The sequence below is a fragment of the Bifidobacterium sp. ESL0690 genome (assembly GCF_029392315.1).
GTDB lineage: Bacteria > Actinomycetota > Actinomycetes > Actinomycetales > Bifidobacteriaceae > Bifidobacterium.
The window spans coordinates 1,020,198-1,033,296 of record NZ_CP113939.1; the positions used below are offsets into that span (position 1 = coordinate 1,020,198).

12 protein-coding genes are annotated in these 13,099 nt (G+C 55.8%); 7 read left to right on the forward strand and 5 right to left on the reverse strand.

Annotation, left to right across the window (positions count from 1 at the left end):
* Nucleotides 1-16 precede the first annotated feature (16 nt).
* Nucleotides 17-544 carry a helix-turn-helix domain-containing protein gene (locus OZX62_RS04070; RefSeq protein ID WP_277176745.1) on the reverse strand — a complete coding sequence of 176 codons (528 nt, stop codon included), beginning with the start codon at nt 542-544 and terminating at the stop codon, nt 17-19.
* 515 nt (nt 545-1,059) lie between these two features.
* Here OZX62_RS04070 and OZX62_RS04075 point away from each other — a divergent pair.
* Complete coding sequence (locus OZX62_RS04075; protein WP_277176746.1) at nt 1,060-1,482, forward strand: hypothetical protein; 423 nt, start codon at nt 1,060-1,062, stop codon at nt 1,480-1,482.
* Nucleotides 1,479-5,024 carry a carboxypeptidase regulatory-like domain-containing protein gene (locus tag OZX62_RS04080; protein ID WP_277176747.1) on the forward strand — a complete coding sequence of 1,182 codons (3,546 nt, stop codon included), beginning with the start codon at nt 1,479-1,481 and terminating at the stop codon, nt 5,022-5,024. The genes OZX62_RS04075 and OZX62_RS04080 overlap by 4 nt, the downstream gene beginning before the upstream one ends.
* Nucleotides 5,025-5,197: 173 nt before the next feature.
* Here OZX62_RS04080 and OZX62_RS04085 read toward each other — a convergent pair whose 3' ends face one another.
* Complete coding sequence (locus OZX62_RS04085; protein ID WP_277176748.1) at nt 5,198-6,394, reverse strand: DUF4173 domain-containing protein; 1,197 nt, start codon at nt 6,392-6,394, stop codon at nt 5,198-5,200.
* On the opposite strand from OZX62_RS04085, the gene OZX62_RS04090 reads away from it, so the two are divergent.
* Both OZX62_RS04090 and OZX62_RS04095 read left to right on the forward strand, forming a co-directional pair.
* Nucleotides 6,393-6,782, forward strand: a complete 390-nt coding sequence (locus OZX62_RS04090; protein WP_277176750.1) for a hypothetical protein — start codon at nt 6,393-6,395, stop codon at nt 6,780-6,782. The two genes, OZX62_RS04085 and OZX62_RS04090, sit on opposite strands and share 2 nt — an antisense overlap.
* A 9-nt stretch (nt 6,783-6,791) precedes the next feature.
* On the forward strand, nt 6,792-7,091 hold the full coding sequence (locus OZX62_RS04095; protein WP_277176751.1) for a hypothetical protein: 300 nt from the start codon (nt 6,792-6,794) through the stop codon (nt 7,089-7,091).
* Between the two features lie 106 nt (nt 7,092-7,197).
* Here OZX62_RS04095 and OZX62_RS04100 read toward each other — a convergent pair whose 3' ends face one another.
* From OZX62_RS04100 to OZX62_RS04110, 3 genes are all read right to left on the reverse strand, one after another.
* A complete protein-coding gene (locus OZX62_RS04100; RefSeq protein ID WP_277144521.1) occupies nt 7,198-7,410 on the reverse strand; it encodes a helix-turn-helix transcriptional regulator in 213 nt (70 codons plus the stop codon).
* 1 nt (nt 7,411) lies between these two features.
* Complete coding sequence (locus tag OZX62_RS04105) at nt 7,412-7,957, reverse strand: DUF2975 domain-containing protein (protein WP_277176752.1); 546 nt, start codon at nt 7,955-7,957, stop codon at nt 7,412-7,414.
* A 258-nt stretch (nt 7,958-8,215) separates the two neighbouring features.
* Nucleotides 8,216-9,670, reverse strand: a complete 1,455-nt coding sequence (locus OZX62_RS04110) for a catalase (protein ID WP_277176753.1) — start codon at nt 9,668-9,670, stop codon at nt 8,216-8,218.
* A gap of 146 nt (nt 9,671-9,816) precedes the next feature.
* Between OZX62_RS04110 and yaaA the strand changes: the two genes are divergently transcribed.
* The 3 genes from yaaA to OZX62_RS04125 all read left to right on the forward strand — a co-directional run bounded on the left by yaaA (nt 9,817) and on the right by OZX62_RS04125 (nt 13,078).
* Nucleotides 9,817-10,629, forward strand: coding sequence for a peroxide stress protein YaaA (yaaA, locus tag OZX62_RS04115; RefSeq protein ID WP_277176754.1), 813 nt, complete (start codon nt 9,817-9,819; stop codon nt 10,627-10,629).
* Between the two features lie 264 nt (nt 10,630-10,893).
* Nucleotides 10,894-12,330, forward strand: a complete 1,437-nt coding sequence (locus OZX62_RS04120; protein ID WP_277176755.1) for a hypothetical protein — start codon at nt 10,894-10,896, stop codon at nt 12,328-12,330.
* A gap of 313 nt (nt 12,331-12,643) precedes the next feature.
* Nucleotides 12,644-13,078, forward strand: coding sequence for a cytidine deaminase (locus tag OZX62_RS04125; RefSeq protein ID WP_277176756.1), 435 nt, complete (start codon nt 12,644-12,646; stop codon nt 13,076-13,078).
* Nucleotides 13,079-13,099 lie beyond the last annotated feature (21 nt).

Below are 13,099 nucleotides of genomic sequence, written 5' to 3' on the forward strand. Positions count from 1 at the left end.
TACGGATTGAGCGGGTTTAGGCCTTCGTTGAGCTGGCGCCGATACCAGCTCGATTCAGCAGATTGTCTCCAAGAGTTTGTGGCAGCAGATCCGCTTGTTCCCGTGGAATCAGGGAGCGCCATCTGACGATGATGTCGCGAACCTTCGCGTCATGGGGTGCAAGTTCCAGACAGGCGATGGTGACAAGTGTCAGAACGTCAACTGAGAAAAGGCTATTGGCAAGGAATTGCGGTTCGGACCGAATCGTCTTTCCGCCAGCTTCGGATTGAATCGATGGGGAAGGGGCTTCGGCGGGGATGCTGTCGCCTTCGCCGGATTCAGCTTTATTTGTTGCTTTGTTCTCGGTCGTAGCGTCCAACGCACCCTGCAGCACTTTCAGGAACACCCCGCGCTTGCTGCCGAAAGCCTGGTAGAGGCTTCCACGTTTGAGCCCGGTCGCGCTCACGAGGTCATCGATCGAGGTGGCATCGTAGCCGCGTGTGCAGAAAACCTTGCGACACCGTTCGAGCACTTGATGCTCATCAAAACTTCTTGGTCTTGCCATATTTGGCACTATACCAGTTTTTGAACGAATAGTCAAAAACTAAAAGCCGCGTTTTGATTTATGTAAGTATGTGGGCCTATGTGCGATAGGTTTTCTTGTCCATAGTGCTGAAAGTGCCATTCATGCTGATACTGGCTTGGTGGGTAGAACTTTTTTGGTATCTTGTTTTTCCTTGCAAGAAATGTTCCAACAGTCGAACTTATTTATGGCGAAAATACTGAGATAAATCGCATGTGGCGAGTAATAATTTATGAAAATCCTCACACTTTGATAATCTTTATTCGAATAGAAAATATTCGAAGTTGATTTATCTATAGTAAGAGGAAGATATGACTAGAAAAAGAGGGGCCATCTGTACGTTGGCAACGCTATGTATTGCGTTGTTGGCGGCTATAGTTTGCCCGCAACCCGCTTTTGCGAACGATCTTTCGCAGATATCGGTGCCAGCTGGAACCCAGAATGTATGGGTGGATGTTGAAACTCCATCAGCGTCCTCGGTGACTTACAAAGGCACTATGAACAACAATGGCAGCAAGACGGATTTGCAATTCAAGCCGTCGCCCAGTGGTCTTACGGCCATTGCGCCGGCGCAAGAAGGCAAGGCCTCATTCGTGTTGTCTGCGAATAAGCCGACGAATGCATTGTTTGCATTCACTTTTGTCGATGGCAGCGGTGCCGTTCTCTATGAGTTCTCCGGTCGCATCGGTGTGACTGAAAAGCCTCAGACCGTTAATGTCGCGATGATGGCGAAGCCCGGCAAGAACACGGCAACCGGTAATAATGCCAACGCCGGCAAGAATACAGCAGCCAACCAGGTCGCCAAGAAAGACCCGATCGCCCAAACCGGTTCCGAGGTTTTGCCGGTCGTTGCGATGGCCTTCGGAGCCCTCGCCGTCGGTGCGGTTCTGGTTTATGCGAGGAAGAAGGTGGCACGATGAAAGGCATTTTGCATTCGTCTTCCAGACTTAAGAAAGCGGTCGCGCTAAGTGTTGCTTCCGCCCTTGCGCTGACAATGGGCGTGACGGGGGCTACCAGTGCCAACGCATCAGGGTTGACTCCTGTCAACAAGGCCGAATACTCGTCGAAGAAGTACGTCCCTGCTGTAGAGTCTTCGATCGGCGTGGGTTCTGTGCCAACGAACAGCGATGATGGTGTCGCGTTGCCGGGCATGAACGGATACGATTCGGCGCTTCTGCGTCTAAGCGTGTTCGCGCCGGCTCAGGACACGACGATAAGCGTTTCCGGCACGACGGCGCTCGTCGCTTCCGCTGGCCAGGATGCCTCGACTACGGTTCTTGCGCCGCTTTCCGGTGGCAAGGCTGCTATCGCGGCTTCGGCCAATGCCAATATTCGCGTCGAGGTTCTGGCTTCGTTCAAGAATTCCGACAATACCCCAGGTCTCACCAAGGCGCTTTCTGCCGTCAAGACTCGTGCCACGGCCGCGTTGGGTGCCGAGCAGACGGTTGCCGTCACCGGTTTGGGCGGCGTGCCCAGCATTGACGTGCGTGCTGTATATGTCACCGCGGATATCACGTTGCAGCAGGCTGGAACCGTCACGCTTGCCGGCCAACAGGTTGCGTTACCGCAAGGTCATACGGCAGTCTCCACGCTTGTCGTGCCGGATGTCGAAAAGGGCGAGATTCGTATCTCGTCGACGACTCCAGGCACCGTCGGACTTTCGCTGCGCGGTTGGGTCTCCGGCTCCGCCGCCAATCGCGATCATGCCAACGTCGAGGGCAGCTATGTGCCGGTTTCCGGCGCAAACTGGTCCAAGAGCACGGCTTCTCCGGGTGCTCAGAACAAAGTCAATGTTCCCGGCAACAAGGACCGCGCAATGTCGCTGGCTTTGGTCAGCGCCGGCAAGCAGACGGCGAACACCGCCCGTACCTTCGTCGATGTGGGTGAAAGTCTTAACGGCCGCGCTCACGGCGTCGTTGTCGATGGGCAAAGGGGTGCAGTGCCTCAGGTCGAAGTGGTTGAATCTTCGGCTACCCAAGCTCCGGTGAGCGTGCGTGGTGATGCGGTGAACGTCGGCGTCCTGCCTTTGGGCGACGTTCTCGGCGTGCCCAGCTCAGCCAAGAGTGCGGTCAATCTGGCCATCACGTCTCCCGGCGAGGGAGCCAAGGTGGATCTGGCGAAGACCGGCATGGTCACCCTGAAGGGCACCGTCAAGTCAGATTCGGCCATAGACCGCGTCGAAGTGTATGGCAACTCGGTCAAGATCGGAACTGCCGATGTGCAATACACGGCCACTGGTGCTCAATGGACGATGCGCGTCGCCTCGCCTCGCAGCCAGCAAGTGACCTACAAGGCCGTCGGCATCGCACGCGACCAAGGACAGGCCGAATCCAAGGTCGGTGTCCGCGTCGTTCTGCCGGATGCCCAAAAGACATTGGTCACTCCCGATACGGTGGTGATCAATCCCGATGACGGCATCAACACGATCCTGAAGGTCAACAGCGACAACATCGTCTTTGCCAACAAGCCGAGTTTCGATGTCGGCAAGGTCATTGTTTCCGGCGTCGGCACCAATGTTCCCGAAGGCTTCATCAGGCGCGTCCTGACTGTCGAGCGCAGCGACCACGGTTGGATCGTCTTCACCACGTCGGCCGCGATGACGGATGTCTTCGAACAGGTGCATATCGATCATAATCAGACCGCTATGGGCCCCGACGCCACAGCGACGGAAACGCCGAACTCCAATTCTGACATAGTGGTCAAGCCTGGTGACAAGCAACGGGTCGACATGGTGTCTGCCGGCCAGCTGAGTAGATCCGCCTCGCCACAAAAACCTGCCCCACGGTTTGACGCCGATGCGAGCGCCGGTATGGAAGCGTCGTTCAATATGAGCTTCCCGGGTCCGAACGTGAGCAACAACGACGATCCGGATGCCAAAAAGCCGACGGATTACGCCAAGCAGCATCACGGTGACAGCAAGGCGAAGAAAGCGGCCCAGGCCAGCAGTGGCATCGCCCTTTCCGCCAAGGAAGCCGTTACGCTCGGCGTGCATTTCACGCTCGATGTCGACGTGGCCTTTGATTGGGCGCCGAAGGTGGAACTCAAGAAGTTCAGAACCTCCATCACCGGTGATCAGAAGACCAATGCCTCCCTGTCGGCATTCGGCAAGGCTTCAGCTAGCTATAGCAATGACGATGTCGCTCATCTGCACCTTTCCACGATCAGCTTCTCGGTCGGCCCTGTGCCGGTCGTGATCGTGCCGGAAGCCTCGCTCGGTTTCGCGGCGAAGGTCAACGGTTCGGCGAAGGTCGAGTATTCGTACGCCCAGGAACGTTCGTTCGAAAAGGGTGCGGAATTCTCCGACGGCAACTGGAAGATGATTGACGAGAACCATGATTCGGCAAGCAAGAACACCCCATGCGGCCCTAACGGATACGAGACCTCGTCGTCCGGCAGCGTCGACGCCGAAGCTGGCCCGACCGTGCATGCCGCGCTGAAGATCTATGACGTGGTCGGCCCTGAGATCAATGCGGGAATAAAGGCCACGGCCAATGCCAACTATGATGGCAATGCCAGTTCTGCCGGGCATGTCGCCGTCAAGTGGAAGTTCATCGTGAAGGTGATAGGCAACGGCGAGGTCAAGGCGAAGTTCACCGTTCCCGTCATCGACAAGACCCTCTTCGATAAGACCTTGGCTTCCGGTGACGTCGAAACGACGGTCATCGATAGCGAGCTCAACGTGGATCATAACTGCCCGGCCGATAGTGGGACCGGCGGCAACTCCGACACGAGCAACGAAACCTACGATCTGACAGGCAAGGTCAGCGATGCGACGAACGGGAACGCGATTCCCGATGCCACCGTCGTCGTCACCGGCAACGGTATTTCAAAGACCACAACCTCAAACGATCGCGGAGAGTTCGCCATGGGACTGCCTGCGGGCGAGTACGATGTGAAAGTCACCCATCCCGGTTACATCGATTGGACAACGCATATCAACATGACTTCGAATCTCGATTTGAACGTCGTCAGCTCGCTGTCCACACCGACGTCCTCGATCGGCGAGTATCGCGCGGTGCTCACGTGGGGCGAAAAGCCTGCGGATGAGGATTCCCACCTCATCGGCAACACGCCGAATGCCCACTATCACGTCTATTACCGCAACAAGAACGCCTATGACAACAGCAGTAGGCGTGTCGCGTGGCTGGATCGTGACGACGTGACAAGCTATGGTCCCGAGACGGTCACGTTCGACGTGGATGCCAACGGTACATATAGCTATTATGTGCACAACTACAGCCGTACCAATCACTACACCGGCGATAAGTTAAGTACTTCCGGTGCTCAGGTGGATCTGTACCGTGGCGATCAGCAGGTCGGTCATTATGTCATTCCGACGGATTGGGGGAATGAAGATGACTGGTATGTGTTCTCCATTCAGAACGGGCAGGTAACCGGTTATATTCCGCAGGCCATGTCGCAGGGGCTTACGCCTCCGTCGTCCGGCTCGGACAAGAAGTAAGTTTCTTACTTCGGTCGTCTGATTTTCTTACTTGCCTGGCAGCTAAGCAAGGCAAGTAAATCAGGCTGATTTGTGGAGTGCGATCTGCATTGATATGCGGGTCGCACTCCACTTTTTGATACCAGTGATTATTATTTGACCGGTATCGAGGGTTATAGCGAAACTTGCCGAAACTAGATCCCCCACATTGACCATGCTGCTCCGTTCGCGTTTTCATGGACTTCGTCAAGCGCGATTCCAGCGGCATCTCTCGTCGCTTTGTTCGGGGCTTGCTGCTTCAGACGGTTGAGCGGACCGATGGCGGACGAGGGGAGTCCTGCCAGATAACCTGTGTCGACCTCTTCGATGCTTCCGTTGAGGTAGCCGTCCACATCGACGTTGGCGATGATGGCGTCGGGCTGGACGAAGGCGAAAACAAGCCAAAGGGCGAGGGTGCCGAAAAACGCGACACGGAACCATTCAAAACGCGGTCGCAGCAGCTTCACTACGGTTACCACAAGCAGAAATGCAATTGCCACCATGCCCCAGTAGGTGAGGATGCGCAGGCGCGTGAGGCCGTATTTGCGCACGTACAGGTTCATGCGCCAGGCCGCGGAAACCAGCATCACCGCCGTCGAAGCGATAAGTACGAGTTCCAACGTAAGGAGTGATATCACGCGTTTCTGGTTTTTGCGAAAATAGGCGCAGGCCATCACGATAACAAGATTGATGGCCGTGACGCCGACGAGCTGGAAGAATCCCGCACGGGCGTAGGCAGCGTAGCCGCCGAAGCGTTCGAGCGTGTCGACCCCGCCGAAGAGGTAGGAGGATTGGATGGCCACGAACACCAGATACACCACGTCGAGCATGGCGAGCATCGTGTTGAGCATCCCGGTGGAGGCGGAGTGCTGGATCGTGCTCTCGCTGGTAACGGTCTTTTGGCGTGGGTGGCGCAAAGCGAAGAGCAGTGAGAAGGTGATCGGGATAACCATGATGAAACGAACGATGTCGAAAGCGCGAGGGCCGAGATCGATATGGAAGAAGTTTGCTAAAAGATGGTTGACGAGCCATTCGAAGTTTTCGTCAGCTGAGGAAAGTGCGGGAATCACAATGAACAGTACCGCGACCGCGCACATCGCGCCGACCGCGATACTGCCGACTGCCCGACCGCGTCCGTGCATCCACGATGAAGCGACCCGACCCAAAACCGACCAGTGACGGAACTGCTCGACGAAGAAGGTGCCGATGCCGTGCAAGATTCCACTAAGGCGGAACAATTCGCTATCGTTCGCGCCGCTTAACAGCAGGAAAGTGAGCGGCAGCGCGATGGCCAGCGCGCAGGCGTTGATGAGCCTGATCCAAGCGGCTTGGGAGAATGCGGGAACAAGCATGAGCGCAATTGTGCAGAACAGCAGAGCGTATGAGGATTTCGGCATTTGCAGGTTCAGCCGTTTCGCACCCTTGAGCGTGCTTGCCTTTTTCACCGCTTGCGTTTCATGCCTTCGCCTCAACCACCAGGCACAGCCGAAGAAGGCGAGCAGGCAGACGCTTAGCGCCGCGCCGCCGGTTAACGCGAAATATCCCGAAAACAGTACGGGCGAGACGCATACACACCAAAGCAGTGAAAGCCCCAATGCGCAGAGCAGCGAGATTTTGTCGGCTTTCGTCAGCGGGGCAAGCGGAACCTTGGTGACCGTTTTGCCGGTTCCTGTTGCTGTGGTGTTGGCTATGTTCGCGGCTTGGGCTGCTGCCGATAGCGGGATGGAGTTCGTAAAATAGGGGTTCGCGTTGGGGCCTGTAGCCGATTGGCTTGCGGAATTCGTGTTGTTGGGTGTTTTCTTTGCTGGGTTTATGGTATTGGTCGTATTTGCTGTATTCGCTGAATTGACGGTATTGGCGTTTGTGGAGAGTGGTGCGTCTGCCGTTTTTGAGCTATTTGCTGTTGCCCTCGTGGCCTCTTGCGTTGCCGACGAAGTTGATGTTGCCTCTTTCCTCGAGGCTTCAGGCTGTGTGGGAGATGATGTCGACATTGATGATGCAGCCGCCGCCTTCGTCTCTTTATCTTTGTTTTTGGCCGATTCAGGCTGATTTTGGGTATAGTTGTCCTTATCCATGACTGGCTTCCTTTTGAAATCGTGTGGTTACGGTTGTTGTTTAATCGCTGCTTGGTAATGAAAGATGCGGAAGAGTCGGGCTATTCCTCCGCTTCATAATGCAAAAGGTCGGCGGGCTGACAGTCCAGTTCGTGGCAGATGGCGGCGAGTGTCGTGAATCGCACCGCCCGCGCCTTTCCGGTTTTGAGAATGGAAAGGTTCGCCACCGTCACTCCTACGCGTTGGGAGAGTTCGGTAAGTGTCATGCGTCGGTCGGCGAGGATGTCGTCCAAGGTTACCGTGATATGTCCCATGTCAGATCACCAGGTCGTTTTCGTTTTTCAGTTCCGTCGCGGTGGCGGTCAGCGAGGCAAGGGCGGCGGACACCACCGCGAGCACCAGGCAGAAGAGAAACGCCATGCCCAGCCCGAGAATGACGAGCCGACGGCTGTTGGAGACGGCGACGAGGGAGGCGATGAGCTCGACCAGCCACACCGTCGCGGAGATGGTGAAGGCCATGGCGATCATCCATATCCGGCGGACGTTGGCGGATGTGAAGGTCTCCTCATGTCCGATCGCCGAGAACAGTTTCCACGCGCACACGGCTACCACGGCCAAAGGCAGCATCCCGATGGCGGTGAGAACGTCCGAGCCCTGCTTGAGCTCATCGACCTTTTCCGCGGCTGGAATCACGAAGATTGTCAGCGCCAGACACGCGGCGACCACGCAGGCGTCGGTGATTTCGAGCAGGATGGCAAGTGTGTGGTGCGACATGTGCACACTGTGCCCGCTTTTCCGGTTTCCTGATTTTTGCGGCAAAACCCGGGCGTTCGGGGTTTCTTTGGGTTGTTGGGATCCCATATGGTCTCCTTCGCTGGCTGATTTCTTCCTGACTTCATATCATAATCTTTTCATATTGTTTTTCGATAAAAGACATATCGTTTTTCAATAAAGACACATTTGAATACAAAGCTACGAAATTGCCGATGATGCAGCGACATTGCACAACAAAGCGGGATGAAAAATAAAAAATATAAAAAGGGAACTTCCTGTCTCACATTAGGTGAGAAGAAAGTTCCCTTTCAGGAGCATTTTCTGTTGACTAGTTGATATTGATGTTCACTTGATGTCGTCGAGATTCAGCCCGAGCGCCTCGGCGACGCGGGTGCCGTAGTCGGGATCGGCCTGATAGAACTGCTTGGTCTCGAGAACCTTGATTTCCTCGGCGTGCTCGCCCTCAACCTGGCTCAGATTGGAGGCGATGGAGGTGACCAAGCGCTGCTTCTCTTCCTCGCTCAGCACGTTGTAGAGCGCGCCGGCGGCGGAGAAGTTGTCGGGTTCGTAGGCGGCATAGTTGCCGGTCTTGCCCTCGAGCTGATCGCCGTGGATGCGGGCGGAGGTGTCCTCTCTCGGGCCGTCGAAGCTGTTCGGCTCGTAGTCGACGGAGCCGTCCTGCGCGTTGTTGGACATGAAGCCGTCGCGCTCGTAGTTGTGCACTTCATTGATGGGGCGGTTGACCTTGAGCTGCTCATAGTTGGCGCCGAGGCGGTAGCGCGCGGCATCCTTGTAGGCGAACAGACGGCCCTGCAGCATCTTGTCGGGGGAGGGCTCGATGCCCGGCACGAAGTTGGCCGGAGCGAACGCGGATTCCTCGACGTCCTCGAAGTAGTTGTCGGGATTGCGGTTCAGGGTGAACTCGCCGATCTCGATCAACGGGTAGTCCTTGTGGGAGACGACCTTGGTGATGTCGAAGATGTCGTGCTTGTAGTTGAGACCCTCCTCGTAGGGCAGGATCTGCACGCACACCTTCCAGGACGGGTAGTTCTTGGACTCGATGGCGTCGAACAGCTCGTGCAGCAGGTAGTCGGTGTCCTCGCTGGCGGCCTTGGCGGCGGTCTCCTCGCTCATGTTGACCACGCCCTGCTCGCTCATGAAGTGGTACTTGACCCAGAAAGCGGTGCCGTCGGCGGTGACCCACTTGAAGGTGTGGCTGCCGTAGCCGTTCATGGTGCGGTAGCTGGCCGGGTTGCCGCGGTCGCCCATGAGGTAGGTGACCTGGTGCACGGTCTCGGGGGAGTGCGCCCAGAAGTCCCACTGGCGGGTCGCGTTGCGCAGGTGGGTGCGCGGGTCGCGCTTCTGGGAGTGGATGAAATCGGGGAACTTCAGCGGGTCCTGAATGAAGAAGGTCGGCGTGTTGTTGCCCACAATGTCGTAGTTGCCCTCTTGGGTGTAGAAGCGCAGGGCGAAGCCTCGCACGTCACGCAGAGTGTCGGGGTAGCCGAGCTCGCCGGCCACCTGGGAGAAGCGCAGGAAGATCGGGGTCTCCTTGCCGACGCCTGTGAACACGTCGGCTTTGGTGTATTCGCTCATGTCCTTTGTGAGCTTGAAGGTGCCGTAGGCACCGGCGCCCTTGGCGTGTACCACGCGCTCCGGGATGCGCTCGCGGTTGAAGTGCGCGAGCTTCTCGACCAGTTGGTAGTCCTGCAGCAGCACCGGGCCGCGAACGCCGGCGGTCTGGGAATGGGTGTTGTCGGCCCAGGGCTGGCCGGAAGCGGTATTGAGATTGGCAGTCAATGAAACTCCTTCTGTCGTAAGTGTGTAAAAAGAAGATAACAATGCGGCCTTTGCCGCACAAGGGTTTTGTGATGTTTCTAACGCCGTGTTTTTTCTGAACGCAGAGCCTGGCTATGTCGGTTTTGGAGCTCGGTTAGACTGAACGTATGCATCTTCTTTTGCCGCCGTCCGAAGGCAAGTCCGCGCCGAGCAAAGGGCCGACGTTTGATTTGGATGGACTCTCATTTCCGGAACTCAACGACGCCAGAAAAACGGTTTTGTCTGCACTGATTGAGGTGTCGAAACGTGAGGATGCGGCGAAAATCCTGAAAGTGGGAGCAAAAGGCACGCAAGAGATCGTTGCACAGCGTGATATTCTTTCCGCGCCTTGTGCGCCGGCACATGAGGTCTATACGGGTGTGCTATACGAAGCGGCGCAATTGCACAAAGATGATGACGTGTTGATTTTCTCTGGTTTGTTCGGTGTGACCAAAGGCGAGGATTTGATACCTGTCTATCGCCTTTCGATGAACGTCTCGCTTCCCGCCATCGGCCCGCTGAAGTCGTTCTGGCGTAAGCAATTTGCAGGCTGGAGCCCAGATAGTGGCTTTGCCGAAGACTCGGAGATTTCCAGCCAAGCAAAGAATGACAATAGAGCTGACGGTACGAAAGCCCAAGAATCGTCGGCACCCAGCTTCGCACGCAACGCTGACGTCACGGTCGATTTGCGTTCCGAGCTTTACCGTGTCACCAAGCCGGCTTCGTTCAATGATAACGGCGAGTGGTGGGACGTCCGTATCGCCGATTCCCAAAACAAAACCATCTCCCACATGGCCAAGCATTACCGAGGTCTGCTCACTCGGGCCCTGCTTGATGCCCCGGCCGAATCTGTAGACGAGATCGCCCGTACCCTTGGCAAAGTCAGCATCGAAAGTACCGGCAACATTCGCCATCTGACGTTGGTGCCTGCTGGTCTCTGAAACGCGGTTTGTGCTGTGTCTTGCTTGGTGTGGTTGACGGTTTATCGCAGAAATCGACGAAATATGTTTGGCAATGACGTTTGTTAGCGGAAAACGGTTGCTGTTTGCTTAAGGTGCATCGATAGACGGATTTTGGGAGATATTATAAAAATTAAGAAATTTGTCATCTTTGATAACGATGTTGTGTAAGATGTGGAGGTGCTATTGCCGCCGTTTATGAGGCTAAGGCATGCCAGCTGTCTACAATCGAAAAGAAGAAAAAATATGGCTAATGATGACAATATGAACGACGACGAAGTAAGGTCGCAACAAGATTCGGAACGTTCGACTTCCAATGATGGGATGAATCAGCAGACTCCGCAAGGTTCCGGAATGAATCCCGTTTCCAACGGGGCTGCCGCGGGTGCAGAAAATCCTGTTTCAGACGCAGCGGCCTCAACTTCCAATGTCAATCCCGCTGTAGGCGCTGCTCCGACGCCGAACGGTCAGCCTATGCAGCCGCCGCAGCCGAGCAACGGTCAGAACGCCAACTTCGCCCAGCAGGGGGCCGGTTCCTATACCGGGCAGCCCGGAGCGACGAACCCGAACCAGCCCATGCAACAGTATCCGCAGTCGGGCCCGTACGCTCAGAACGCTCCCATGCAGGGCCAGCCGCAAGCCGGGCAATATACGGCCCAGCCGGCTGCCGGTCAGTATCCGGCTCAGCAAACGCCCAACAATGGTAATGCGCCTTTTTCAAATAGCGCCTTCCCGGCTCCTTCCCAAACGCCGCAGAATTGGCAGCAGGGAGCTCAGAACCCTGGTGCCCCTGGAGCAGTGAACGGCATGGCCATGCCGAACGGTGTGAACGGTGCTCCTGGTGCCGTGCCCAAGAAAAGCAATAAAGCGGTTATCGCCATTGTCACCGCAGTCGTCGTTATCGTTCTCGTCGTAGCTGTTGTCCTCGGTTTGGACGTCGCCGGGGTTATCGGTGGCCCGAAGGAGAAGGATTACAAGGCAGCCCAGGACGAGCTTGCCATCATGGATCATAACCTGACTGCGATGACCACCGATTTCGTCACCAATTCCCTTGAAGCCAGTACGGATGGGATGAAGGACTCGGGCACCACCCAGTTCAATGCCGACAAGAAGAAATTCGAACAGGCCAATACCGATTTCAAGAACCTGAAGGTTATGAAAGACGAGAAGGTCAAGAGCGCGTATGATGTCTATGCTCCCAAAGCCGCAGGGTTCAACTCGTATATGGATGACCTGTTCAAGGGGATGAAGAGCCTTTCGGACATCAAGCAGTCCTGCACCAACCCGACGGGTGGTAGCACGGTGGGCAACGATTTCTACCATCAGTACGACACGTTCTTCTCCCAGTGCTCGGCCAAGATCCAGTCGGAGGGCAAGATTTCCAACAAGCCGGTCGCTAATTTCGTGCAGAGCCTGCAGGATTATCTGAATAAGAAGAACGCCATTTTGAAGCAGATGGAGGCCATGGGTGACCCGAACGCGATGAAGTCGAACAGCCAGATCGACCAGCTCAACGCATTGGTCGACCAGTTCAACAACATCCCGACTCCCACGGATGATGCCGCGACCTTCCAGCAAGCGGTGACGAAAGACGTTTCGAAAACTGACCCGACCAGGAGTTTGAAAAACCTCCAAACCGTTGTGAACGATGGTGCGAGGGCCAAGAGAGGTTCTCTGCTCTAACCCAAAGGGATGGTTTTCGTCTCTTCAAGTCGTCTTGCGTAAACGTCGGCTTGCAGACGAACGTTGTCCGTCTGCAATGAATTTCGGATGCCGGCCGTTATCCGACTTTGACCATTAGGCAAGGTTGGATGGCGTCCGGCATCTCGTTTCGTGGGCCGGTTCAAATATGAAAACATATTCGGCCCGCGATTGCCGGCTTCCTGGTCATGTCGTCGTTCCGTTTCATAATTAAACGGAAATCATCGTGCTGAACGGTTTCAATCAACGTTGATAGCCGGTTTCGCGTACGATAGTCGCAATCAAAGGATGAGCAATGGCAGACCAGAAAATAGACAAGAAGCAATTGATCGAAAAGGCGTTTGACGTCCAGCAGCGCGCCTACACCCCGTATTCGCATTTCAGGGTGGGTGCCGCGTTGCTTTGCGCGGACGGGAAGATCTACCAGGGATGCAACATTGAGAACGCCGGCCTGGCCGCCACGAATTGCGCGGAACGAACGGCGTTCTTCAAGGCGATTTCCGAGGGCGAGAAAAAGTTTACCGCCATCGCGATCGTCGGCAATCCGGAAGGGGTGGAAGCCACGGAGCGCACCTATTGCTCGCCTTGCGGCGTATGCAGGCAGGTGATGGCGGAATTCTGTGATTTGAAAACGTTCGACATCATCATGGCGAAGAGCGCAGATGACTACATCGAGAATACGCTGGACGAGGTTTTGCCGCTTGCCTTTACCGGTGCCAACCTGGACTAGTCTATATCGGTTTTGAACTAG